Source organism: Ventrimonas faecis (assembly GCF_040096075.1).
Taxonomy (GTDB): domain Bacteria; phylum Bacillota; class Clostridia; order Lachnospirales; family Lachnospiraceae; genus Brotaphodocola; species Brotaphodocola faecis.
Map to the genome: position 1 here is coordinate 1 of NZ_JBBMFJ010000001.1, position 25979 is coordinate 25979.

Sequence of the window (25979 nt, forward strand, 5' to 3'; positions counted from 1 at the left end):
TTATTAGCACAGCTATGTGCAATATAGAATCATGCCAGTTATTGCAATATCAGAAATCAAAAGCAGGCAATTCATCCTACCACCTAAAGAGGATGGGGGAATTCTTGTAGTGTTTAGTTAAACTTCTCCCAGGTACAGAACATCTCCGAAGATGGCAAGATTCTTCTGAAAAACGGAGAAAGCTTCTTCTGCAGCCGCCGGACCAGAAAAGAAACGCAGGATGCTTATTTTTCCTATATATTTCAGAATCTTCGCAGTGGAGCCGCTTTCTAGCCACACAACCATACGACTCTTTTTCTCTTCTCCCCGAAATATCGTTATCCTTCCCGGGCTGTCTTCCAGCCCGTCCATGTGATGCGGTGCCCGTCTGTTTGCCAGATAATGGCGCCGCTTTCTTTCGTCTGAAGGATCTGGCTTTCACATTCAGAAAGACGCTCCAGCGTGTCCGGGTGCGGATGGCCATAACGGTTCTTTTTCCCGCAGGAGATCACCGCATAGTCCGGGTTCAGCCAGGCAAGAAACGTTTCGCTGCTGGAATAACCGGATCCGTGATGGGCGACCTTCAAAATCCAGATATCTCCTGCTTCTGGCCGTCCTGCCTTTTCCTCCTTCATCCCGGATTCCCGCACATCTGTTGAATCTGTTCCAATCGGCACCTTCCCCTCAGTGCCAGACTCCAGCCGCACCAGATCTGCCTCTCCATCTGCGCTCATGTCACCGGTCAGCAGCATATGAAATTCTCCGTAATCCAGCCGGAATACCAGAGAGTGTTCGTTGCGGTCTGTACCGGATACCGGTGTGCTGTGCCCGGAAACAGATTCCGGATAAAGGCACTGCAGGCGCAGCAAATTTTCCCCGGCGCCGCCAGTCCTTCTACCCAGACGTTCCCAGATGGCCTGCACGCCTGTGCTGCCTGCCGGGCTGTCACTGGCATTCTGCTTCACCACATCCCCCCTTGCGATCCACACGACCTGACCGCCCTGCTTTTCGCACAGCTGCTCCAGCCGCTCGTACACCTCTTCTCCTTTTCCTGCTTCCGGCATGGCCAGTGCTTTTACGCGGATCCTTCCGGAAGCCGTTCCAGACTCCTCTTCTGACGCCTGCTCCAGCAGCCAGCTCAGGCCACTGATATGATCCCAGTCTCCATGGGTGACAATGGCCAGGTCAATCTGACGGATGCCTTTGCTTTGAAAAAACGGCTCCAACCGGTACTGCCCCAGTTCCTTCTGGTCCGTGCTGCCGCCATCTACCAGAATCACCTGATTCCTTGTGCGGATACAGATGCCATCCCCCTGACCTGTATCCAGAATCGTCACCTCCAGGCCGCGGACTGCGGGCGGACGCAAAGAAAACAGTGACGCAAGCAGAAAGCAGACCAGAACCACTTCCCGCTTTCCACGCAGGATCCGGCTGATTTTAAGACCAGCCATTCTTGCTTTTGGCTGCCTGTCCCTTTTAAAAAGGACATAAATCAGCACTCCCAGCGCCATATAATACACCACAATCTGCCACAGCTCCGGTCTGCCCCGAAGCAGGCTGCTGCCTGGCAGTCTCAGAAACCACCGGCAGCAAATCTCGTACCAGGCAAGCACGGCCCGACCTCCCCCGGTCAGAAATGTGCCGGCACGAATCGCAAAAAGACTCGCCAGAAGACTGCCTGCTCCACTTCCCACGATAATCCCGGTCAGCGGAACCACCAGCAGATTCAGAAAAATTCCGTAAAGCGGATAAGAAAAGAAATGCCACAGAACAACAGGGAGCGAAACAAGCTGCATGCAAAGCGTCAGACGCAGGGTCTGCTCCCACGCCTGCGCTCCCTCACCGCCTGCGCCAAAAAGCAATGTCGTTTCTGACTCGGCTCCCTTTTCAGCCCATACGGCCCCCCATTCCTCCAGCTCCTTCGCCAGTCCGATTCCTCCAATGGCCGCAAACGAAAGCTGTACCCCCCGCCTGATCCATCAGATACGGACTGTGCCATAAAAGCATCAGCGCAGACAGTCCCATGGCCGACAGCAGATCGTAGGTGCGCCCCAGCCAGGCCGCCAGAAAGCCACACAACGTCATGATCAGGGCACGAATCACGGATGGAGATGCCCCGGTGAGAATACTGTAAAGGATCAGCACCACACCTCCCGCCACCGCCGCCCGGCCATATCCGGCCCCGGCCTTTCGCAGCAGTCCGTAGGCCGCCATGCTGACCAGAGACAGATGCAGGCCGCTCACTGCCAGCAGATGCGCAATTCCGTTTTTCTGATACAGATCCCGGATTTCTTCTGACATGCCGCTTTTGTCCCCCAGAAGCATGGCTGCGAAAATACTGCCGTCTTCCTCTCCGGCAAGGAGCCGCAGGCGGGCTGCCGCCCAGATGCGGACACGCAAAATTCCATTCGGCAGCACATAGGATAGCCCTTCTCCGTTTTCCACCTTCCGCACTGTCAGCGCAAATACCCGCCATATGAGCTTCTGGCCGCGGTAGTAAGAAGCGTAGTCAAACTCTCCCGGGTTGGAGGCCGGCTGAAACTGTGTAAATTCGCCCCAGACCCGCACCACATCCCCGATCCGGTACTCTGTCTGATCCGGGTGATCTGACTGCGGCATACGCCCGGATGTCTGTTCTTTCTCTGCCACCTGCCCCACTGGCCGCCCGGCCAGGCCCGTTTCTGATTTCTCTGCCGCGTCAGCCCGCTCCGCGTACACCTGCAGATACCGCAGCTTTCCTGCCTCTGTCCCCACGTCCCTTAAGAGCAGCACACTCCAGCTTTCCTTTTCCGTGATCCCGCAGATTTCCCCCACTCCGTAAGTGCTCTCCTCCTCCAGCGCCTGCTTCTGCTCCGCAAGCACAATGCGCTCCTCCACAAAGCCCCGTGCCATGCCGGACACGACAAAAAGGGGCAAAAGCTTTAGTCCTAAGCTCCTGCCCCAGAATAACTGTCTGCGCCGGTCCGCGCACACGGCAGCCACGCACAGCATAAGCGCCACCGCAAGAAGCGGTGCCAGTTCCTTCATTGTGCTCTGATGCAGGATCACGACCTCTCCAAGTACGAATCCCCCTGTCAAAAGCAGCAATGGATGTTTGATATTAATTGCCTCCTGTATAGTCGAGATTTCTCTCAAACAAGGTATTTAATGAAATGTTTTCCCGGAATGTCACCTCCTGGGAGCCGTTCACCGTGATCTGCACACGGTTTACATTGGAAAGCTCCGATAAGGAATTGACAATGGAATAGATCGGGATGTAATCCTTCACTTCCAGGGAATTGTTTAAAAACGCCGCGTCAAAATTCACGTAGCAGACGTTCTCGTTGACCGACACGTTTAAGATCTTGATGTCGGAATTCAACGTTGGCATCAGCCCCGGCTGTTCCGGTCCGCTGATGAGTTCCTCAATGATGACCCGCTCCACCGAAGTATTCACGTTGTGCATGACACTGCGCTTCTCCGGATACAGCATGGTTCCGTTCGCGTCGGTAAAATACAGCGTCAGCTCCGTGCGCTCGTAGGCGTTGACATCGGTGATGCTGTCCACGAAATCCGCCGCGGAAATGGGGCCTGCCGGCATCCCACTCTTATCGAGCAGCGGCTGATCTCCGGAGTAAATGCTGATATACTCAATTCCCGGCACCTGAGTCAGGGTCCGAGCCAGCGCCGCCCGGCATAAAATCTCCTGGCAGGCGTTCATGCTGGTATAATTGTTGTCAAAAAACAGATACAGTACGGTGTCATCCTTCCTGCAGCCCTGATACACCACTTTGTCGGATAAGACCACCTGAGCCTCCAGATCTGCCGGAACATGAAGCAGGTTCTCCATCAGTTCTCCGATGAGTGCGTCTGTATCCGTTGTCTTTGTGCGGTAGGGCTGCGCGATGAGTCTGGTCACCGCCTGGTTCATGTAGTAGATCTGGTACTCAGACTCGCCATCCTCCAGCGGTTTTTCCCGCTTCTGGCACCCGGCCAACAAAAGTACGGAAAGCAGGAGTGCCAGAAGCAGCAGATTCTTTGCGCCAGAGCTTTGCGCGAAGCCCGGACGGCTATGCTTTTTTCGTTCCATAGTTCCTCCTGCTAGGCAATGTAGTTTAACGGGATACGCAGCGTAAAGGTGCTGCCTTCGCCCTCTTTGCTGCTTAACTTGATGGCGCCCTTGTGCATCAGCACCACGTTCCGGGTGATGGCAAGGCCAAGGCCGCTGCCGCCGGTTTCCCGGGAACGCGCCTTGTCTACGCGGTAGAAGCGCTCAAAAATACGGTCCTGTACATCCTCCGGAATTCCGATGCCGGAATCCTGCACCTTCAGGTAAAAGAACTTGTGGTCCGCATCCAGAGTTACCCGCACCCAGCCCTCTTCCATATTGTACTTGATGGCATTCTCCACCAGGTTCGTGATGGCCAGGGACAGCTTCATCTCGTCCACATCGGCAGTCACCTCCCGGATACTCTCAAAGATCAGCTCCACCTTGCGCCGGTTGGCAATGGGCCGCAGCCGCTTTAAGATCTGCTCCACCAGAACATTTAAGTTCACCTGGGTGATATTTAACTCCGCCTCGGATTTGTCCATCTTGACGAGGGACAACAGATCGTCGATGATCTTGCTTTCCCGGTCAATCTCATTGGAGATGTCCTCCATAAACTCCCGGTAAAGCTCCACCGGCACCTCACCCATGCCCATCAGGGAATCTGCAAGCACGCGGATGGACGTAATGGGCGTCTTTAACTCATGGGACACGTTGGATACAAACTCCTGGCGGGACTGGTCCACCTCCTGCAGCTTGGTGATGGTCTGGGCCACGGAACTGGAAATGTCCCGGGTCTCCCGGTATGCCTCGGAGCTGATATCCGTATTCAGCGCGCCCTGCTCCACATGATGAAGCCGCGCCTGAAACTCCTTAAACGGCCGCACCATCATGGCGGCAGCCAGCACGGCAGCCAGGATCAGAACCAGGACCAGGATGACCTGGAACAACACCAGCCGGTCGCCTACCGCATCGGTCAGGCGCATCATGGCCTCCGTGGATGCCGTCATGACCAGAACTCCCTCAATGTTTTTGTCCTGGGAAAGGCTGTAAATGGGAACCGCCTGGGCAAAATAATGCTTATCGCGGTTATAGCGGCTCACCGTCTCCCCCTGAAACGCACGGATGACGGTCTCGGCGATGTGCATGCGGTTTTCCGCAATGTGGAACGTGTCCTGCACGATCCTAAAATCCTGATTCACCACCACGATACGCCCGTTGTAGACATCCGCAATGGTCTCGATCTCACTGTTTAAGCTGCCCTTATCTTCCCCGCTCAAATATCCGGTGCGGGCAATCTTACTGCTTAAGATCTGGCACTGGTTCTGTACCTCCACCATGCGCTCGTCAATCTGCGTCTGCTTCACCGAGCTCAAAATTGTCTGGGTGCACAGAAACATGGGGATGATTCCAAACAGCACCAGACAAAGGGTGATGGGCACCTTTAAGCTGACCACCCGCTTTTTGAGCCAGGGGATCTGCAGCTTTTTCATCTTATAAGCCATAGCGTTTCCGTTCTGCCTCTATGTCGATCTTTTTGGACATAGCCACAGCCAGGGAACCCGGTCCGATGTGGCAGGCAATGCTTAAGGACAGAGGAGCACGGTAAACAGCTCCGGCCTTCGGATAATGCTCCTCGATTTCTTTTGCGAACTCAGCCGCCATTTCATCATTCTGGGTGTGCGCCACAAGCATCCAGGTATTCTCTGCCTCCGGATCCGCAAAACGATCTTTTAAGTCCTTCTCGGCCGCTGCCAGCATGGTGGTGCGGGCCTGTTTCATGGTGCGTACCTTGGAAAAAGAGTCCAGCTTCTCGCCCTGGATCTGCAGCACCGGCTTGATGCGAAGGAGCGTTCCCAGCGCAGCTGCCGCCGGGGTGATACGGCCGCCCTTCTTTAAAAATTTCAGGGTATCAACCGTGATGTAGATGCTGGATTCCATCTTCACGCGTTCCAGGATCTCGAAAATCTGTTCTCCGTTAAAACCAGCCTCTGCCAGTTCCTTCGCGTCCAGTGCGGACTGGCGCTGGGTCACGGAAATGCGCTGGTTGTTCACTACAAATACCTTTCCCTCGTAATCATCGGCCAGCATGCGGGCGGTCTGACAGGAGCCGCTTAAGCCGCTGGACATGGGGATATGGACAATCTGCTCATATCCTTCTGCGAGCAGTTTGTCCCAGAGATCCGTCACATCCTGCGGAGACGGCTGGGAGGTGCTGATATCCGCGTCCTCCGCCTGGCGTTTGTAAAATTCTTCCTGAGTCAGATTGATATCTTCCTCAAAGGTTTCTCCATTGATCATAAAAGGCATCGGAAGCACGAAGATTCCCAGTTCACCTGCCTGAGACTGGGTAATGCCGCTGTTGCTGTCCGTAACAATTGCAATTTTCATGTTGTTCTCCTTCCACGGGGTATCTGATCCGGTCCGAACCGGTTTCTCATCAAAATATATTACAACCCATTCTATCTCATTTTGGTTAGAAAGGAAAGTATTATTTTTCACAGAAAAAAACGATGAAAACCATCGAAAAAGGAACCGTTCCGAACGAAAATACGGGATTGGAAAATGAAACTTCTTATGCTAAAATACCCATAATTCCCCATTTATACAAAGGAGCGTTTTTATGGAAACCATTACCCTGGGTCTTTTTTCCCTCATTCTGGTAGTCTGCCTTCTTTTGAAGCTCCCTACCCTGTATGCCCTCTTTGCCGGGCTCATCCTCTTTTGCGGCTATGCCGCCAAAAAAGGAAATTCTCCAAAAAAGATTGTTTCAATGCTCTACACCGGTGTCCTCACCGCGAAAAATATCCTGATCGTGTTTCTCCTGATTGGTATGATGACCGCCCTCTGGCGGGCCTGCGGCACCATTCCCTACATCATCTGCCATGCGGCAAAGCTGCTGCGCCCGGAGGTCATCCTGCTGGTTTCCTTTCTTTTAAACTGCGGAATTTCCGTGCTGACCGGAACCTCCTTCGGCACAGCTGCCACCATTGGCGTGATCTGCATGAGCATGGGTGTTTCTGCCGGGGCAAATCCGCTGCTTCTTGGCGGTGCCATTCTCTCCGGCGCGTTCTTTGGAGACCGGTGTTCTCCGTTTTCCACCAGTGCGCTTTTAGTCAGTGAACTGACAAAAACCAGCATCTTCGACAACATGAAAAACATGGTCCGCTGCGCATGGCTGCCATTTCTTCTTACCTGCGCGCTGTACGGCGTGCTGGGATTTCAGCTGCATAGCCAGAGTGCCCAGACCGACTTAACCGCCTTGTTTGGACGTGAGGTAGCGCTCCATCCGGCGGCGCTTTTCCCGGCCATTGTCATTTTCGCGCTTGCGCTGATGCGGGTTCCGGTCAAATACGCCATGCTCGCCAGCATCCTGGCTTCTCTTGGGGTCGGATTCGCGATCCAGCATTTTTCTCTGGCGGAACTGCCCGGACTGCTTCTTACCGGTTACCATGCCGCAGATCCGCAGGCAGCCGCATTTCTGGACGGTGGCGGCATCCGCTCCATGGTAAAAGTCGCCGCCATCGTGTGTATTTCCTCCTCCTACGCCGGAATCTTTCAGAGCACCGGACTCTTGGACGGACTGAAAGCCGGACTGTTAAAGCTTGGAAAATGCATCACACCGTTTGGCGCCATTTTGCTGGCTTCGGTCGGCACCTCCATGATAGCCTGCAACCAGACATTATCCATTATGCTGACGGACCAGCTCGGCAGCGAACTGGAACCCGATGCCAGCCGCATGGCGCTGGATCTGGAAAACTCCGCCGTGGTCGTGGCACCACTCATTCCCTGGTCCATCGCGGGTGCTGTGCCGCTTGCCACCATCGGCGCGCCGCTCACCAGTATCTTTGCATCGTTTTTCCTGTACCTGGTGCCGCTCTGTTATCTGCTGGCACAGATACCGGCTTCCCGCAGACTCTGAATCATCATAACTGTTCAGTACCCTCACAGTTACGAATCATCATAAACAGAAAAATGCCAGATGGTGCCAATTCGGCACCCCTGGCATTTTCGTTATTTTATAATCATGTTACTGAATCAGCAGAGATTTTCCGGTCATCTCTTTTGGCTGCTCCATACCCATCAGTTCAATAAGGGTCGGGGCAATATCTGCCAGGCAGCCGCCTTCTCTTAACTTGTAAGACGGATCTGCATTAACCAGAATGAACGGTACCGGGTTGGTGGTATGTGCGGTCCACGGCTCGCCGGTGCTGTAATCTACCAGCTGCTCTGCGTTTCCATGATCAGCACAGATAAACATGACACCATTCACTTCTTTGATGGCGTCTACTGCCCTGCCAACACAGGCATCTACAGCCTCAATGGCCTTGATGGCTGCGCTCTCCACGCCGGTATGTCCCACCATATCCGGGTTTGCGAAGTTGATGATGATCACATCGTACTTGCCGGACTTGATGCAGTCTACCAGCTTGTCGCAGACTGCCGGTGCGCTCATCTCCGGTTTTAAATCGTAAGTGGCTACTTCCTTCGGAGACGGAACCAGGATGCGGTCCTCGCCCGGGTTCGGCTCTTCCACGCCACCGTTGAAGAAGAAGGTTACATGCGCGTACTTCTCGGTCTCGGCAATGCGGGCCTGCTTTAAGCCATGGGCTGCCAGGAATTCACCGAAGGTGTTGGTGATGCTTTCTTTCTTGAATGCTACCAGCTTGTTCTCAATCGTTTCATCGTAATCGGTGAAGCAGACGAAGGTAGTCTTCACGCGCTCGCCACGGTCAAATCCGGTAAACTCGTCATCGCAGAAGGCGCGGGTCAGCTGACGGGCACGGTCCGGACGGAAGTTGAAGAAGATCACGGAGTCACCGGTCTTGATGGTTCCAACCGGAGCGCCATTCTCGATAATGACAGTCGGCATCATGAACTCATCGGTCTTGCCGTCATCGTAGGAAGCCTGAATGGCCTCTGCTGCATGCTCTGCGTGATTGTCCTCACCCTTTGTCAGCGCATTATAGGCTTTCTCCACACGGTCCCAGTTTTTATCACGGTCCATAGCGTAGTAACGGCCGGAAACCATTGCTACTTTACCAACGCCAAGCTCTGCCATCTTTGCTTCCAAAGCCTCCACAAACTCCTTGCCGGAGGTCGGCGGAGTGTCACGGCCGTCTAAGAAGCAGTGTACATAAACCTTGGAGAGACCATTTCTCTTTGCCAGCTCCAGCAATCCGTAAATGTGGGTGATGTGGCTGTGCACGCCGCCATCGGAAACCAGGCCGAACATATGCAGGGCAGAATCATTCTTTTTGCAGTTTTCAACAGCCGCCATCAGCGCCTCGTTGGAGAAGAAATCTCCATCCTCAATGGACTTGGTGATGCGGGTCAGCTCCTGATATACGATGCGGCCGGCACCCATGTTTAAGTGGCCTACCTCAGAGTTTCCCATCTGACCGTCCGGCAGTCCGACTGCCAGGCCGCTTGCCTGTCCCTTTACAAACGGGCACTGGCTCATAAGCTGGTCCATGATCGGGGTCTTGCCCTCGCAGACTGCGTTAGCCTCGCAGTTGTCATTCAGTCCATATCCATCCAGGATCATTAATACCACTGGTCTTTTTTCCATGATCGCTTCTCCTTCTATTTAACGACCGGGATTCCGGTCCGATCATTGCGGCATCCACAGCATGCAGAGCGCAATGTCTGCTCCCTGCATTCCCAACAGGGTTTGTTTAAAAATTGACGAATCAAATATATTGTACTTCACACAGAACAATTTTTCAAGGTGCAATTCCGGTTCTGCGAAGCTTTCTCGCTAAGTTTTCCTGCAACGTTTTTTGTTCATGCCTTCTTTTCTTCTGTCCCGGTCTTTTTTCCAAACGGTTCCTCAAAGACCTGTTCCGACGGAGCCGGGATTTTTCCAAGCCGCACCTGTTCCAGATACTCTGCCAAGTCCTGTTCCACTCCCGCAAACAGATAATTCTTCCCCGGCTTCACCAGATTTCCGCGGTCTTCCTCGATCTGGCGGCTGACACGCTCCATATCTTCTGCGAGATCACTTGCCGACATCAGAAGGCAGCCCTGACTCCGAATAATAACCTGCTCCAAGCCATCGGAAGTAGCTACCGTCACCCGGTGTTTCTTTCCCATGTCATGGGCGAATTTTTCAATGTACTGGTCCGCGGTCTCCGCCTCTTTCGTGTAGACCACATGGATATTATGGTAATCTTCGGCGCTTCCTACTCCTCCGGCAACCTTGTAGGCATCAAACACCACGATCAGGTTGTATTTGCGGTAGCCCTGGTAGTTGCAGAGCATGTCCATCAGGCGGTGGCGGGCACCGTCCAGCGTAATCTTCATCAGCTCCCGCAGTTCGTCCCAGGCGTACAGAATGTTGTAGCCGTCCACCAGAAGGTACTCCTCCACCGGCTCTTCTTTTTTGGCGCAGCCATACTTTCCGGCATCGTACACGACCTGGCGCGGACCGCTGTCGTAGGAGAGTTTGCGCTTGCTCTCGCCGTATGTGCGGGTGAAGATGGCCTCCAGCTCCTTGTCGTCGGCACCGAAGGAGGCGCTTCCACTGCCGGCACGACTGCCTCGGTTTCCTGTCTGTGATTCAGATGTGCCAGACTGACGGCCGACACCAGCGCCAGCACTCCCTGACGAACCTGCCCAGCCGCCTGCATCAAATGTCCCGCTGACACCAGAATCCCGTCTGCTGCCCGCATTCCATCCGCCCTCACCTGCTCCCGCATCCGCGCATGCTTCCTCTCCCAGCACCGGAATCCCGGTCTGGATGTGCATATAATGTTTTACCTCATACCACGGCACCACAAATCCGGCCCCGTGGGCACAGAATACCGAACCGGTTGGGTCAGCCAGATCCAGTTCTGCCTCATAATGGGTGTTTTCCACCACTTCCACCGCGTTGTGGCATGGGAAGTACCCCTGCAGCACGCAGCTTAAACGGCCCCGGCCCTTGGTGTAGGACACAACCTCCCGCTGGTAATTCTGCATGGTGGCCACCGGCACCACGCCGCTTAAGACCATGTTTTCCCCGTCCACCTCCGGCGGCTCAAAGGTTCCCTTCATGCGCTCAAGATCCGTCATGGCTCGGCCCACATATTCGGACGGCACCTCCAGCTTAAAGGCATAATACGGCTCCAGAATCTGCACACAGCCCTCCGCTGCTGCCTCACACAGTCCCTGGCGTACTGCCCGGTACGTTGCCTGGCGGAAATCTCCGCCCTCGGTATGCTTCTGATGCGCCCGCCCGGCAATCAGCGTAATCTGCATATCCGTGATCTCCGATCCGGTCAGCACGCCCCGGTGGCGTTTTTCCTCCAGATGGGTTAAGATCAGCCGCTGCCAGTTCCGGTCTAAAAAGTCCTCGCTGCACCGTGCGGAAAACTGCAGTCCGCTGCCCGGCTCCCCCGGTTCCATCAGAAGGTGTACCTCCGCGTAGTGGCGCAGCGGCTCAAAGTGGCCCACGCCCTCCACCGTGGCGGTAATGGTCTCCTTATAGACAATGCTTCCCGCATCCAGACGGATATCCACGCCAAAACGCTCTGCAACCAGACTTTTTAACACCTCAATCTGCACTTCACCCATGACCTGCACCTGAATTTCCTGTGCCTGCTCATTCCAGGTAATGTGAAGCTCCGGTTCTTCTTCCTCAAGCTGCTTTAAGTCCGCCAGCATCTTGTGGGCATCGCATTCCTCCGGGAGTTCCACCCGGTAAGTCAGAACCGGCTCTAAAACCGGAAGTTCGGACTCTGCTTCCGTTCCGATGCCCTGACCAGGATAAGTAGAAAGAGGCCCGGTTACCGCGCAGATCATACCCGCTACCGCCTCATTTACCGTTTCATATTTTGTACCGGAATAGATGCGGATCTGGTTTACCTTTTCTGCCTCCTTTCCTTTTTCCTGCAAAAAGTCCTTTACTTTCAGACTGCCGGATGTGATCTTCATGTGAGTCAGACGGCTGCCCTGCTCGTCCCGCGAAATTTTAAAAACCTTCGCGCCAAATTCCGCAGATTTATCCAGCTCAGCATCATGCATCCAGCGCTCCAGCCCGGACAACAGTTCTTCCACTCCCTGCAGCTTCAAAGCAGAGCCAAAGTAACATGGAAACAGCTTCCGCCCGCGAATCAGCCTGCATACCTCATCATTTGCAATCTCTCCGCTTTCCAGATACCGCTCCAGAAGTTCCTCGTCTGCCATGGCAATGGTCTCCCAGCATTCCTGCGGCACTTCTTCTTTCGGACCGTCCAGCAGCGAAAAATCTATGCAAAATTCGCTCAGCCGCTTTTGCAGTTCCGCCATCAGCGCCTCCCTTTCGGTGCCCGGCTGGTCCATTTTATTGATAAAAAGGAAGGTCGGTACCTGATAACGCCTTAGCAGGCTCCACAGCGTCTCCGTGTGTCCCTGCACGCCGTCCGCTCCGCTGATGACCAGCACCGCGTAGTCCAGCACCTGCAGCGTCCGTTCCATCTCCGCGGAGAAATCCACATGGCCCGGCGTATCAAGCAGCGTCACCGTGGTATCCCCCAGCTGGCACACGGCCTGCTTGGAAAAGATGGTGATGCCGCGCTCCCGCTCCAGAGCATAAGTGTCCAGGTACGCGTCCCGGTTGTCCACGCGCCCAAGCTTTCTTGTCGTTCCTGTTGTATATAAAAATGCTTCTGACAGAGTCGTTTTTCCCGCATCCACATGAGCTAAAAGCCCGATGCATCGATAATGTTCTGCCTTTTTCGGATCCTGCAATGCCATGAAAAAAGCCTCCTTCTGTGATTGCATAATGAAAAAATTATACCACAGAAGGAGGCTCCAGTCTACAATTCCAGCCCCTCCGCAATCCCTTTAAGTATCTCCGCCGACTGGATCAGCCGGGTCGTTTCATCTTCATTCAATGAGATCGGCACATGGGTTTCCACGCCGTCCAGGCCCAGCACCGCGGGCATGCTCAGGGTGATGTCGCGGATGCCGTATTCGCCATGCATCATGGAGGACACCGGCAGAATGGACCGCTCGTTGCGGATGATGCAGGCACAGATGCGCCGCACGGACATGGCGATGCCGTAGTAGGTGGCCTGCTTTTTAGCGATGATATCGTAGGCGCTGTTTTTCACGGACTCCGCGATCTCGTCCAGCTCCATTTTCGGATTGTCGTAGCCACGCATCTCGCAGAAGGTGTCCAGCGGAATGCCGGAAATGTTGGTGCTGCTTAACACCGCGATCTCGCTGTCACCATGTTCCCCCACAATGTAGGAATGGACGCTGCGGCTGTCCACCCGCAGATGTTCCCCCAGGGCGTACTTCATCCGGGCTGTGTCCAGAACCGTGCCGGAGCCGATGACGCGGTTTTCCGGCAGTCCGCTTAAGCGAAGCGCCACATACGTTAAAATGTCCACTGGATTTGACACGATCAGCAAAATGCCGCCAAAGTTCCGGCTGGCGATCTCCGGGATGATGCTCTTGTAGATTTCCACGTTCCGGTGCACCAGATCCAGCCTGGTCTCATCCGGCTTCTGGTTGGCCCCCGCCGTCACAATGATGATGGCCGCGTCCGCCACATCATCGTAATCCCCCGCGTAAATCTTCATGGGCGCCGCAAAGGGTACGCCATGGGAAATATCTATTGCCTCCCCATCTGCCTTTTCCCTATTCACGTCCAAAAGCACCAGTTCGGAAAACAGCTTGCTCTGCATCAGGGTAAACGCTGTCGCAGAACCAACAAAGCCGCAGCCAATGACTGCGGCTTTTCTGGATTTGATCACATTGCTCATAAGACCCTCTCTTTCCTGAATCACGGTCCGCACGGCAAAAGCGCAGACCGTTTTCCACAGTAATGAATTCTGTCTTAGTCTTTGTGAGAAATGGATCCGGTATACCGGACTTATGAAATTTTGTTGAAAATCAGTGTTCCTGTACCAGCTTTTCCGCGCCCTTCATCCAGTCCGCCCGGAAGAAATATACTGCCATGCCCACTGCGCAGAGCACCCAGGTCAGCGGCCATCCGGCAATCACTACCAGAAGGCTGTGGGTTCTCGGCACGGTGATGGCCAGGTAAATCTGGCGGACCACCACGAAGCAGCCCAGCATAAAGAACATCGGAATGCTGGATTTGCCTGCACCGCGCAGCGCGCCGCTTAAGATCTGCACCACCGGCAGCATCATGTAGCCGTAGGAGAATACCTTCAGGATTGCCGCTCCGTTGACGATCACCGCCGCGTCATCCGTAAAGAGCTGCACCAGCGCCCCGCCTTCCCGGTTCATCAGGATGCTTCCGCCCAGGATGATCACGGAGCACATGACCCACGCGGTGAAAATGCCGCGTTTGACACGGTCGGTTTTGCCCGCGCCAATGTTCTGCCCCACAAAGGTGGTGATGGTCATGTTAAAGCTCTGCAAAATCAGCTGCAAAAATCCATCGATCCGCACTGTGGTGGAGTATCCGGCTATGGCAGCCGTTCCGAAGCTGTTGATATAGGACTGCACTACCACATTGGAGAATGCCGTAATACTCTGCTGCAGCGCCGCCGGAAGTCCCACCATGATGATCTGGCGGATCATGTTCCCATGGAAGCGGATCTTTTTCAGTTCTACCCGGTAGTCTTCCCGGGTCTGTACCAGCTGACGCATGACCAGAAAGGCACTGACGGCCTGCGCAATCAGCGTTCCCAGGGCAACGCCCGCTACGCCAAGCCGTGCCCCGCACACCAGGATGACATCCAGAATGACGTTCAGCACACTGGCGATGGCCAGATAAATGAGCGGATCCCGGGAATTGCCGATGGCCCGCAGGATGCCGGAGCCCATGTTATAAAACAGAAGAAAGGTGATTCCGGCAAAATAGATGGTCAGATACAGTATGGAATGTGGCAGCACCTCCTGCGGCACGCCGATGGCCTGCAAAAGCGGCCTCGTAACCGCTATGCCGACAACGGTGAACAGCACGCTTAACAGGACGGTGAAAGCCAGGGCGCTGTGAATGGCCTGGCTCATCTCTTCTTTTTTTCCTGCCCCGAAATACTGGGCAATGACTACACCGGCACCGACCGACAGGCCCATAAAAAAGCCCACCAGCATCTGGATGACCGATACCGACGCACCGACCGCCGCCAGCGCGTTGGTGTCCACAAAGTTTCCGACTACATAAGAATCTGCCGTGTTGTAAAGCTGTTGGAACAGATTTCCGATCAGCAGCGGCACGGCAAAGACCAGAAGGGCCTGAAAAATGTTGCCCTCAATCAGATCTGCATGTTTCCTCCGCACGTTTCGCACCCCTTATTTCTCTGCCTGATGTTCCTTCAGATACTCCTCGGTCAGCGCCACGGCGTCCATGATGCACTGCGGGCAGCTGCAAAGTACCTTGCCGGTCTCCACGCCTTTGAGTTCGCGGCACAGATAGGAGCCGTTCTTCTCCTGGAATTTCTTCACATATTCCTTGACCTGCTTGTAGGTGCTGCCCTTGGTCGGCATGCCCTTGTTTAAATCTCCCACGCTGTTGGCAAGGCCGATGACCATCATCATGCCGGACAGGGCTCCGCACATCTCCATCATGCCCATGCCAAGGCCAAAGCCCTCAGCGATCTTAAACATTTCTGTTTCATCTACCCCGAATTCTTTGCAGAAGGTACAGGCCACTGCCTGCGCGCAGTTGTACCCCTGATCGTGTAATGAAATCGCGTATTCTGCTTTTGTGCTCATGTTGTTCTTCCTCCATATGAATTTAATGTGCTCTCGAAATCTTTTTGTGCTTGATTTTGCGAGAAGATTTTTTGTCAGTTGTGCCCAAATTTTTGAGGCGTACGCGGTGCGTATGTTGATGAAATTCGGGTGCAACTGGCGGAAAACAAGCCGCAAAAGCAGGTGCAGGAAAGACTCCGAGAGTACATTCCTCACTAAGTGTTCCTAGTATATCATACAACCTTATTTTCAACAAGTTTTTAAAAACGATCGCTTTTCGTTCGTTTTTCGTCAGAATCGTAAATATTTCGTCAGTTTCTTCTGACACTTTTTTCACATTTACTCCCTATGATAGTGTTTGTGTTCAAAATAATACAAAAACAAAAAGAAAGGTTGGTAATTCAACTATGAAAAAGAAATATTTAGCAATTCTTAGCGCTGTTGCTGTACTTGCAATGGCAACTGCATGCTCCGCCAAGAGCAATACTGAGACGGCCGCAGCCGGAACCGAAACCACTGCTTCCCAGCAGGAAGAAACCAAGGAAGAGCCTCAGAAAGAGACAAAAGAAACGGCCAAAGAGGAATCCGCAGCTGACAAGGAAGAAAACAAAAGCACAGATGCAGAAGAATCCACAATGACCGGTGAAATCAGTGATATCAAGGATTTCATGTTTACCATCTCCTCCGACGGACATGATTATGCATTCAGCTTTGATAACGACAAAAAGCCGGAAGGCCTTGCTGATGTAAAGGACGGAGACACCGTTACCGTTACCTATACCGGAACCGTCGATGAAGTAGATGCATTTGACGGCACAGTCCTGTCTGTAAAGAAAGCAAAATAATTTCTGCCATATGGCTGTCATGTTCTGCATGGCAGCCATATGCTTATGATAGAGAGTGCAGTTATAAGGCTTTCAGATTCCTTTTTTATTAAAGACACTTCTTTCTCCATTTCTGAACAGCCTTATGGCTCTCTGTTTGACCTTTATAATCAGGAATTCCTACAGCAGTCTGTTTCTAAAGGACTTATTAATCCCCATGCACTGGCTCTCGCCGGCGATGGTACTCCTTTTGTTACTTCTGCAAGAGAACGAAAGCATCGTGTTTGTGATTGTGCCTCTAAAGCTATCAATGACTGTTCCTGTGACCGTTACTTTTCCCAGCCTGATTGTGACATCGGATGGAATTCATCCCGTTCCTGTTTGTAAAGAAGGGCATCGAATGAATGTTCATCACCAGCTGTGCTGGATATAATCACTCAGGATTCCGAGAGATTATTTTAAAAATAACCCAACTCTGCTTTTAGTATACTCCGTTTTTTACAGGCTGTCTAACAGTTCCTGCACGCCGGAAAGTTCCGGGAACCAGGTCGGGGTCTGCATCTCATCTTTATGCTCGCCGATCATCTTTTCCATCCAGACCATGTTGTACCAGCGCCCGAATTTGTAACCGCATTTGTCAAATTCGCCCACCAGCCGGTAGCCAATGTGGGCGTGATACTCCTCGCTGTTGCGGGTCAGATGCTCGTCCTCCACCTGCGGCACACCGATGCAGGCTTCCATGTTCAGGATTCCCATAGCCCCGCACACGGCCTCCAGCGCACGGTTCAGCCTGCCGCCCACACCGGAATGGCGCAGGGTTTCATCTACATAGATGGATGTCTCCACGGCCCAGTCGTAGGCCGCGCGGTCATGAAACGGGCCGACATAGGCATAGCCGAGGATCTTCCCGTTCTGCTCTGCCACCAGATACGGATACTTCTGCAAGGTGTGATGGATTCTTCCGCGGAATTCTTCCAGTGTCGGAACCTCATATTCAAACGTGATGGCCGTTTTGATCACATACGGCGCGTAAATGGCTAAAATTGCTTCTGCATCGTCCTCCGATGCAACACGGATACGGATATCGTTGTTTTTCATAAAGATGCCTCGCTTTTCTGTCATAAAAATTTTCTGCTGAATGCGCAATGAGGAAATCTGAAATTTTCACTCATTATACATCAGCAGGAATCAATTGTCTATTTTACTATATGGAAATAATTCTTCCCAGTTCTGCCATCGTGCGGTGAGATATGGAAATGACCGTGCGGTCCGCGGATACCTGTTTCAGTGCCTTTAAGACGACCTGCTCGGTCTCCGCGTCCAGGTTCGCGGTGATCTCGTCCAGAAGAAGAAGTTCCGGGTCTGCTGCTGCCGCCCGGGCGATGGAAAGGAGCTGCCATTGTCCCTGGGAGAACAGCTCCGGCGTACACTCCGTATCGTAGCCGTGCTCCATCTGCATGATGGTTTCATCCAGGCCGGTCAGGACGGCGGCCCTCTTCACCGCTTCCATGGAAATATTTTTGTCAAACAGTGTAATCTGGTCTTTGACCGTGCCCGGCACCTGATGGAAGGACTGCTCCACATAGCCGAACCGTTTTCGCCGTTCTGTGTCCCGGATTTCCGATACCGGTCTGCCATGGAGAAGCACCGCTCCCTCCTGTGGGATATAAAGCCCCAGCAGCAGCTTTAAGATGGTGCTCTTTCCGGCACCGGTCCTGCCGGAGAGTGTGACCTGCTCGCCCTGCTGCACCTGAAAGCTCAAATGCTTCAGAACCATATGCTCATCGTAGCCGAAGGTGACGTTGCGAAATTCGATGACCGGAGCTGCCGTCCGGATACTGCCGGACTGACCTGCCTGATGGTCCTGCTCTGCCGTGCATTCCCGTGATTTTCCGCCAGCCGCAGGTTCCTGTTTCAGCACTGCACCAATCACCTGCTTCTGATGCTTCTGCCTTGCTTCCCCACACATGGCCTCGGCATGTTCGACCGCCAAAGCAGGCTGCTCCTCCTGCCCCAGAAATTCATTGATCCGCTTTACACCCGCAATGGCGGACTGGATGGTCTGAATCTCCATGCCCAGGCTTTCCACTGGCGTGAAGATCTGGGAAATGTAATTCATAACCGCCACCGCCGTACCGGCTGACATGCCAAACAGCGTCAGCACCTTCGGATTGCCCGACGCGGAAAGCAGCATGACAATGGCTACCACCACTGCATTCAGAATCAGGATGACCGGGGAGTAGACCGCATCGTAAAAGTTGGTTTTTTCCATGGCCCGATAGCTGTCACCGATGTAGCGGTCATACCGCTGTTCCATGTAGCTTTCCTTCCCCAGGGTATGAATGGTGCGGATGTTATGCAAAGTCTCCGGTACACACCCGGATGCCCGGCTCACGGCGCGGCGGTTCTCCAGCTGGGCCGCCAGCATATTTTTCTGCACGGTTCTGGTAAACAGAAACAGCACTGGAAGCAAAACCAGAAGCACCAGGGAAAGCCCCCGGTTGCGAAACCAGATTACCGCCAGAATGCTCACAATGCGGCATGCATCGGCAAACATGCTGATGATGCCGGAGGTAAACAAATTCTCTACCGTGTCCACATCCCCCACAAACCGGGATACCAGCGCCCCCGGCTCCAGATGGGTCAGCCCGTCGGCTGTCAGCCGCTGCATCTTTGCCATCAGGCGGCTGCGCAGCGCATGGGTGATTTTCTGGCCAAATACCGTCAAAAGTCCCTCCCGCACCGCCTCCATCATGCCGGTCAGCGCTGTCAGGGCAAAATAAGCGATCACCAGGGAAAACGCAAGCTGTTCCCCGGAACTCAAGCGGTCCACCACCGTTCCCAGAACCAAAGGCGGAAACAGGGAAACAACAACCGCGCCGCAGACCGTGACCGCAATTCCCAGTGACAGGACTGCCTTTTGACGAACAGTCTCCAGGATGATGCCGGCTACATGTTCCTTCCTGTTTGCAGGGCTGCTTTCCTTTCCATTCTGTGGGTTCATGGACATATCTGCCTGGTCAGTCTTCTTCATGACCTGCACCTCCTTCCTGTGCCGCAAACAGCTGCGCGTATTCCGGCACCTGTTTCAGCAGTTCTTCGTGTGTTCCCACTACGGTCTCTCCCGTCTCCATCCAGATGATCTGATCCATCTGCGGGAACAGGTACAGCCGGTGGGAGATCAGAAGCACGATGCTGCCCTTCGCCATCTCCTGTAAATGCGCGAAGGCTTCCCGCTCTGTTGTCCGGTCCAGTGCCGAGAAGGGATCATCCAGAATCAGAAGAGGCTTTTTGTGGTACAGCGTCCGTGCCAGAGCCAGACGCTGCGCCTGGCCGCCGGATAACCGCACACCGCCATTTCCCACCAGCGTCTGAAGACCGTCCTCCACGGACGTTAAATCCTGGTCCAGACAGACCGCTTTCAGATAGGGTTCTGCCTCTCTGCCGCCGCCCAGACGGATGTTATTTTCTATGGTATCGTTAAAAAGCTCCGGGTCGTGCCCCAGATAGCCAATGATTCCGGCGCGCTTTTTCTCATCCATCTTTTGCAGTTCCTGTCCGTCAAACTGAATGCTGCCCTCATACGGATATTCGCACAGAAAGCTCTTTCCCAGCGTGGATTTTCCACAGGCCACCGGCCCGGTGATGCCGATGATCTGCCCCGGCTCTGCGGAAAAATTCAGATGTTCAAACAGTTTTTTGCCGCCCGGATACGCAAAACCAAGGTCTGTAACCTGCAATGTTCCCGGAAGCATCTTTGTGTTCATATGGCTGTCCCCGCTGACCTTCATAAACGGTTTGATGCGTTTCCAGGATACCTGTGCCTTATGGACTGCATTGAACAGCTTTGCCGCGCTGGAGGATTTCACTGACAGTTTGGTAAAACAGGATAAAAATGTAGCGAAGGTGGCCACACTCCACGTGCTCCATCCCTCTCCCAGCACATTTTTTCCGCCGAAATAAAAGATAAACAGCACACCCGTCATGGAAATGACCCGGTAAAGCGGCTGCATGACGGTATTCCACACATTGGCTTTCACCGCTGCCTTTTCATAGGCGGACAGATTTTCCTCATAGGCCTGCCGCCGTTCTTCCTCGCAGCCAAACACCCGGTAAGTCAGGGCGTTGATGCCCCGGTCCAGAGTTGCTGCGCTTAAAATTCCTGACTGCTCCTTGCAGGCCGCTCCGGTCTTCTGGATCAGCCGTTTCATCTTCTCGGCAATGCAGTAGGATACCGGCGGAAAGATCAGAGCAAGCAGTGCCAGCCGCCAGTCATAAAACAGAAGCATTCCGGCATAGGCCATCAGTGCTACACCCGTATCAAATACTTCCGTGGTGAATTTCCGCATGCCCTCCACGCAGTCATCCACATCGAGAATGGCCTTGGTCATGACGGTTCCGGCACCTTCCTCCTGCAGCTCTGTCCTGCTTTTTCGCACCAGACTTCCGTAGATGATCTGCTTCATCCGGCGGTTTACGTTGTTGGCAAACCGGCGCACATAAAAGCGTTTCACATAGCGGGAACTCTGCACCACCGCAATGGAGGCCACATAGGCACAGACCAGAGTCAGCATCTGCGACGCCCTGGATATACCCTGTAAAATCCGAATCAGACAGCCGGTCATGCGGCCCTCAAACCATGGGCCTGCCAGAAGTCCCAGGTTATAGATCAGTCCGGAAACGGTAATGACGATCAGGACCTTCCACTCTTTTCGGAAGTAGGAAAGGATCCGGTCGGGGCGAAATCCTTTGCCTGTATTTTCCATCTGTTTTCGCACCTCATCTGATTCCATCGTTTCACGCATCTTCCTGCACCTTCTCTCTATCAGTGGGCCGCTCTGTGCTCTCCTGGTCTTCTACCGGTGGGCTGGACTGTGCTGCTTTCCACAGTCTATCCGTCTGAACATCCGTTTCATCTATCATTTTCACGCGCTCTGCCACATGTGCAAATCCTGCCTGCCGCTCCCGCTTGGAGCGCCAGTACAGCGCATCCAGCGTTTTGCAGAACTGCTCCCGTTCTGCCTCCGGCAGTTCTTCTAACAGCCAGTCATAAAAGATTGTTTCAATCCGTGCCTTGGAATTCTTCAGATTTTCCGCCAGTTTCGTCGCGTAAAGAAGCTGGCTCCTGCCATCCTTCGGATTCGGTTTGCGGATCAGATAACCTTTTGCCTCCAGGCTGGAAGCCCGTCTGGCCGCCGCCCCCTTGTCAATCTGAAGCTGCTCCCGCACCTGGGTCTGCGTAATACCCGGATTGTGCCGTACAAGATGAATAAAATCAAACTCCGCCGTGCCAATGCCATCTTCTTTCATAGTCTGCACTGTAAATTTGCTGACCTCCCGCGCAATCTTGGTCATTTTTCTTTCTGTCTGATCCATACATTTCCCTGCCCTTCCTATAAAACAAAAACGCACACCCGCTGAGATTTCTCCGGCGAATGTGCGTTAGATGTATCTGCAACCATTTAGATGATAGTGCAACTATTTTTTGTTGTCAAGTAAATTCATCCCAGACCTTTTTATGCTTCAGTAACTGATAGATTGCTCTCCCATCCTCTCTCCCAAATGTCCAGACACGCCTGGGGCACGCTGATATCAACACCACCTTACAGGTCTACACTCACGCCACCGAAAAGATGGCAGAGCGCAGTGTAGAAATCTTTGAAAAGGCAATAAGCCTTTGACAACATCTCAAAAAAGCGTTGTCAAATGGGCTTTCGTAGTCACTCAGGAAGCCCACAAACCCTTATTTTACGCGGGTCAAAAGCGCAATGGTTTCGACGGTTGTTTCAGTTTCCAAGGGAAGTTCTTTCACTTCCTCGCCATCAACAGGCACAGGGAAGTTGAACACAATCTTCCTTATCCAGCTACCGTCTTTCCTCTTTTCCGGGAACATCTCAATTCGCTCGATAAAGGCTTTCATAAACTCTTTCTGTTCCGCTTCCGTTGCGGAATGGTAGACTTCATCAAATGCCAGTAAGAGCCTGTAAATGTTATCGCCAGAGATTTTCTCCTGCTGGATGCTGCGTATTTGACTTTGCAATTCGCCAATCTGAACCTCGATTTCCTCTATGATATCATACTGCTCATCATAGCGTCGCTGCAAGTCCAAAATCTTTCTGTCATAGTGGGCATCATTGATGTCCAGAGTATCCATCTGACGCTCCAAGCGGTTTTTCGTGCCAAAGGCTTGCTTTAGCTGCCCTTGCAGGACGGCAATCTGCTTTTCCATATCTTCTGTATCAACCGCTGTTCCGATTTTCGCTTGAATTGCTTCTACAAATCGGGGATTGTTGACCATAGCGGAAATGACCTTCGCCACAAATTTGTTGATCTCTGCCTGCTCGATATTCAGCCGGAAGCTGCACTCATGTCCTGTCGGTGTAACCGTATTTTTGCAGTAGTAATAATACCGTGTTTTCTTGTCCTTGCTGTGTGCCTTGGCGATATTGCCGTACATACTCTTTCCGCAGCAAGGGCATTTCAAGATACCGGACAGGATGTGGGCGTGATCTGGATTGTTGACCTTTTCCCGCTTAAAGGAATTGATCTTGCGCTTCTCCTGTGCCAGATACCAATCTTCTTCGGAAATAATGGCTTCGTGCTGCCCATCGTAAACAGGGAACTCCGACTGCTCAACCACGTGCATCTCATTTCTTGTACCCTGTTTCTTTTCGGTTCTCCGTCTGCCATAAGCAATTTTACCCATATAAACGGGATTGTCCAGTACGTCCTGCACGAAGTTTCTTGAAAATCCGGGGATGGTGTTATTCTGCCGCAGTTTCTTGATAAAACCGTTGCGGTTCAGATATTTGGCTACTCCGGCAACGCCCTCGTTGGTATGGATGTAGCGGTCATAAATAACACGGATTACTTCTACTTCATCCTCCGCAATGACAAGATTTCCGTTTTCCAGTTTATATCCATAGGGAGCAAAACCGCCGTTCCACTTGCCCTCACGAGCCTTTTGTTCCCGTCCCGCCATTGTCTGTGTGCGGATATTCTCTCGCTCGATTTCTGCCACCGCAGACAGCACGGAGATCATCAGCTTTCCGGCATCCTTGGAGCTGTCAATGCCATCCTCCACGCAGATCAGGTTGACACCAAAATCCTGCATGAGCTGCAAAGAGTTCAGAACATCGGCTGCATTTCTGCCAAATCGGGAGAGCTTAAAGACAAGCACATAGGAAATGCCGTCTTTGCCGTCCTGGATATCGTTCAACATCTGTTGGAACTCCTGCCGCCCTTGGATGTTCTTGCCGGAAAATCCCTCGTCAGAATACTCCCCGACAACGATCATATCTTCGTATGCCGCATACTTCCGCAGCTTGTCACGTTGGGCATCCAAGCTGTACCCGTCTACCTGCATGGAGGTGGACACTCTCGTATATAGATAACATTTAAGTTTCTTCTTTTTCAGAATCGCCACCTCCCTCGCTCATTTCTTTTACCATCAATCCCTCGTTGCGGATATAATACTCCAAAAGTCTCAGCACATAATCCGGTGCATGGCGGTTGTCCAGTTCCCACTCAGTCATCGTCCGGTACGGGATATTGACGAGCTTGCAAAAGTCCTTCCGGTTTAGTCCTGTGCTTTCCCGCAACTTTATAATTCTGTTTTTACAATCCATCTTCCTATCTCCCTAAAAACAAAAATACACGTTGCGTAATCATTATAGCACAGCTACATCGAATACGCAACGTGTAAATTGCAAATTTTTACGCAGCCTTATCCGTTAAAGGCTGCGCTTGCTTCTCATCCTTGGAACACTCCACCGTTTGTGGAGCGTCCTGCTCCAATTTATCCAAAACCTGATGCCCGTATTTCTGGAGCAACTGGGTCATAACATCCACACAGCGGTCAAATGCCGCATTATATTTCGCTTCCTCATAGTATTTCTTCAATAGGCAATCCCTCCATCAAATTTCCATATCCTGTCCACGCTTGCGGGCAGGGTGCTGGTGTTCCTGTGTTTCCTTTCCTCTGGCGAGGACGGCAGAAATAAAAGCCCGAACTCTTTCGGATGCGATTTCCAGTGCATCCAGAAAGGGTTGGGCTTTCTGTTTGAGTTCCATATATTTTTCGTTTACCGCTTCATACCGCTGCTTCCAGATGGAAACCGTCTTTTCTGCGGAAGCCAGTTTTTCTTTCAGACGCTTATTGTCGGCATTGGCGATAATGCCGTTGACCGCATAGCGTTTGAGTGTGCCGCATTCATCCGGTGTCAGCGTGATATTGTTTCCGAATGTGGCTTTCTTGCCCATCGCTTCAATGTCCTGCACCGTCAGCGCAATGGTCTTTGCTGTCTTGGTTTCCTTTTGCAGAGCTTCCAGCTTCTTTTTCTGCTTTTCCGTGGCAGACTTGGCATCCTCCAAACTCTGTTCTGCCTGTGCCACCTGTCCGGTCACAGCTTCTAAACGCTGCTGTTCTGCCTGTACCTTGAACTGTGTCACCGTCAGATGTTCCTCGGTACTGCCACGCTCTCCACGCTCTACATCGGTATATCCGGCAGCTCGCATGAAATGAAAAAAGTCATCCTGCAACACACTGTAGGACGACTTCAATATCTTTTTCCCTTTTGCGTTCAGCATCGGATTGCCGTTCTCGTCAAGTACCGGCTTTGAGTCCCATTTCTTACTGCGGCTGACTTGTGTGATCGTTTCTTTTACTGTTCCCCGGAGGGATTCATCCTTGCACCGCTTTGACCAAAGGATCTGCTTTTCCACCACTGGGATATAAACCACATGAAGGTGGTAGTGGTACACATCCTCGCCCAGAGCTTCGGACATTGCCCGGTTGCGCTCGTCGGCGTGCATCACAGCGGAGAGGATATACTGCTCACCGCCCACGATCTCCACGGCAGCTTTATAGGCATCGGCATAAAACTGTTTTGCAAATTCATAGCCACCGTGGTTGTAGAAGTAAGCGGAGTTCACATCGAAGATCAACTCGCCGTATTTGACGGCATCCGGTTTCAGACCTCTGGTGGAGATCACGCCATCCTGCTCCATCTGTTCAAACATTTTCACATAATCGTCCGTGGGTGCTTTGAAATGAACGTTCATGGAAGTGCGCTCCGGTACGATGTCCTGATTGCTGTAGCTGTCCTTTTCACGCTCATTGTGTTCCTGTACCTTCGCCACATCTGCTGGGGTTTCCAAGTCCTGATTTCTGGCTACGGTACGGTCTATTCCATCATTTCTTGCCATAGAATTTTTGTCCTTTCTTTGGGATTTGCAGACAGCGGGGGCTACGGAGAGGCACTTTTTCAAAGTGTAATAACCCACTATTACACTTTCATCCATACTGGCTGCAAAGTGCCGTGGGCTCTCCGAGGGCTCTCCCGAGGGGGAATGCGGTCACTGCGGTGACCTCTGCTGACCATGGGAAAATGTCTGCGCCTTTTCCCATGGTCAGCCCGTCTGCATGAAGCTGTTCTGCAGAACATTTCTTGCAGACGGCGGCAGCGAAAACCGTATCTTTCACTGCCTGTCCATAGGCAGCACTGCGGTGC

General features: G+C 52.8%; 22 protein-coding genes. 3 read left to right on the forward strand and 19 right to left on the reverse strand.

Going from position 1 to position 25979, the window contains the following annotated elements:
- Window positions 1-317 precede the first annotated feature (317 nt).
- Genes WMO41_RS00005 through WMO41_RS00025 form a run of 5 tightly spaced genes read right to left on the reverse strand, consistent with a single transcriptional unit; the run spans window position 318 to window position 6397 of the window.
- Window positions 318-1955, reverse strand: coding sequence for a ComEC/Rec2 family competence protein (locus WMO41_RS00005; RefSeq protein ID WP_349228227.1), 1638 nt, complete (start codon window positions 1953-1955; stop codon window positions 318-320).
- Complete coding sequence (locus WMO41_RS00010; RefSeq protein WP_349228056.1) at window positions 1867-3057, reverse strand: ComEC/Rec2 family competence protein; 1191 nt, start codon at window positions 3055-3057, stop codon at window positions 1867-1869. Before WMO41_RS00010 ends, WMO41_RS00005 begins: the two co-directional genes overlap by 89 nt.
- A 22-nt stretch (window positions 3058-3079) precedes the next feature.
- The gene (locus WMO41_RS00015) at window positions 3080-4048 is read right to left on the reverse strand and encodes a GerMN domain-containing protein (RefSeq protein WP_349228057.1); all 969 of its coding nucleotides are present in this window, start codon (window positions 4046-4048) and stop codon (window positions 3080-3082) included.
- A gap of 11 nt (window positions 4049-4059) precedes the next feature.
- Window positions 4060-5499 (reverse strand): sensor histidine kinase, encoded by a 1440-nt coding sequence (locus WMO41_RS00020; RefSeq protein WP_349228058.1) that lies wholly within the window; start codon window positions 5497-5499, stop codon window positions 4060-4062.
- A gap of 1 nt (window position 5500) precedes the next feature.
- Complete coding sequence (locus WMO41_RS00025) at window positions 5501-6397, reverse strand: DegV family protein (RefSeq protein ID WP_177292079.1); 897 nt, start codon at window positions 6395-6397, stop codon at window positions 5501-5503.
- Window positions 6398-6629: 232 nt separating this feature from the next.
- On the opposite strand from WMO41_RS00025, the gene WMO41_RS00030 reads away from it, so the two are divergent.
- A complete protein-coding gene (locus tag WMO41_RS00030; RefSeq protein ID WP_349228059.1) occupies window positions 6630-7928 on the forward strand; it encodes a Na+/H+ antiporter NhaC family protein in 1299 nt (432 codons plus the stop codon).
- Between the two features lie 108 nt (window positions 7929-8036).
- Here the strand turns inward: WMO41_RS00030 and gpmI are convergent, their stop codons facing one another.
- From gpmI to WMO41_RS00055, 5 genes are all read right to left on the reverse strand, one after another.
- A complete protein-coding gene (gpmI, locus tag WMO41_RS00035) occupies window positions 8037-9578 on the reverse strand; it encodes a 2,3-bisphosphoglycerate-independent phosphoglycerate mutase (RefSeq protein ID WP_349228060.1) in 1542 nt (513 codons plus the stop codon).
- A gap of 215 nt (window positions 9579-9793) precedes the next feature.
- Window positions 9794-12724 (reverse strand): NYN domain-containing protein, encoded by a 2931-nt coding sequence (locus WMO41_RS00040; RefSeq protein ID WP_349228061.1) that lies wholly within the window; start codon window positions 12722-12724, stop codon window positions 9794-9796.
- 62 nt (window positions 12725-12786) lie between these two features.
- Entirely contained in the window at window positions 12787-13740 is a 954-nt protein-coding gene (locus WMO41_RS00045) for an L-lactate dehydrogenase (RefSeq protein ID WP_349228062.1), read from the reverse strand.
- A 130-nt stretch (window positions 13741-13870) separates the two neighbouring features.
- Window positions 13871-15229, reverse strand: a complete 1359-nt coding sequence (locus tag WMO41_RS00050) for an MATE family efflux transporter (protein ID WP_349228063.1) — start codon at window positions 15227-15229, stop codon at window positions 13871-13873.
- Window positions 15230-15241: 12 nt separating this feature from the next.
- Complete coding sequence (locus WMO41_RS00055; protein ID WP_349228064.1) at window positions 15242-15664, reverse strand: C-GCAxxG-C-C family protein; 423 nt, start codon at window positions 15662-15664, stop codon at window positions 15242-15244.
- Between the two features lie 386 nt (window positions 15665-16050).
- Here WMO41_RS00055 and WMO41_RS00060 point away from each other — a divergent pair, with 386 nt between their 5' ends.
- Window positions 16051-16488: a hypothetical protein gene (locus WMO41_RS00060; protein WP_349228065.1), complete on the forward strand. Its 438-nt coding sequence runs from the start codon at window positions 16051-16053 to the stop codon at window positions 16486-16488.
- A 45-nt stretch (window positions 16489-16533) separates the two neighbouring features.
- Window positions 16534-16854, forward strand: a complete 321-nt coding sequence (locus tag WMO41_RS00065; RefSeq protein ID WP_349228066.1) for a hypothetical protein — start codon at window positions 16534-16536, stop codon at window positions 16852-16854.
- 111 nt (window positions 16855-16965) lie between these two features.
- Here the strand turns inward: WMO41_RS00065 and WMO41_RS00070 are convergent, their stop codons facing one another.
- The 9 genes from WMO41_RS00070 to WMO41_RS00110 form a co-directional block, all read right to left on the reverse strand.
- On the reverse strand, window positions 16966-17589 hold the full coding sequence (locus WMO41_RS00070; RefSeq protein WP_349228067.1) for a GNAT family N-acetyltransferase: 624 nt from the start codon (window positions 17587-17589) through the stop codon (window positions 16966-16968).
- 82 nt (window positions 17590-17671) lie between these two features.
- On the reverse strand, window positions 17672-19501 hold the full coding sequence (locus WMO41_RS00075) for an ABC transporter ATP-binding protein (RefSeq protein WP_349228068.1): 1830 nt from the start codon (window positions 19499-19501) through the stop codon (window positions 17672-17674).
- Window positions 19488-21272 (reverse strand): ABC transporter ATP-binding protein, encoded by a 1785-nt coding sequence (locus WMO41_RS00080; protein ID WP_349228069.1) that lies wholly within the window; start codon window positions 21270-21272, stop codon window positions 19488-19490. Before WMO41_RS00080 ends, WMO41_RS00075 begins: the two co-directional genes overlap by 14 nt.
- Window positions 21265-21843, reverse strand: coding sequence for a MarR family winged helix-turn-helix transcriptional regulator (locus WMO41_RS00085; RefSeq protein WP_349228070.1), 579 nt, complete (start codon window positions 21841-21843; stop codon window positions 21265-21267). The genes WMO41_RS00080 and WMO41_RS00085 overlap by 8 nt, the downstream gene beginning before the upstream one ends.
- Window positions 21844-22210: 367 nt before the next feature.
- Window positions 22211-23884, reverse strand: coding sequence for a recombinase family protein (locus WMO41_RS00090; RefSeq protein WP_494338403.1), 1674 nt, complete (start codon window positions 23882-23884; stop codon window positions 22211-22213).
- Complete coding sequence (locus tag WMO41_RS00095; RefSeq protein ID WP_021631742.1) at window positions 23865-24095, reverse strand: helix-turn-helix domain-containing protein; 231 nt, start codon at window positions 24093-24095, stop codon at window positions 23865-23867. The genes WMO41_RS00090 and WMO41_RS00095 overlap by 20 nt, the downstream gene beginning before the upstream one ends.
- A gap of 88 nt (window positions 24096-24183) precedes the next feature.
- Window positions 24184-24369: a hypothetical protein gene (locus WMO41_RS00100; protein WP_173685184.1), complete on the reverse strand. Its 186-nt coding sequence runs from the start codon at window positions 24367-24369 to the stop codon at window positions 24184-24186.
- 15 nt (window positions 24370-24384) lie between these two features.
- A complete protein-coding gene (locus WMO41_RS00105; protein WP_195308560.1) occupies window positions 24385-25674 on the reverse strand; it encodes a plasmid recombination protein in 1290 nt (429 codons plus the stop codon).
- An 88-nt stretch (window positions 25675-25762) separates the two neighbouring features.
- On the reverse strand, window positions 25763-25951 hold the full coding sequence (locus WMO41_RS00110) for a hypothetical protein (RefSeq protein ID WP_349228072.1): 189 nt from the start codon (window positions 25949-25951) through the stop codon (window positions 25763-25765).
- Window positions 25952-25979 lie beyond the last annotated feature (28 nt).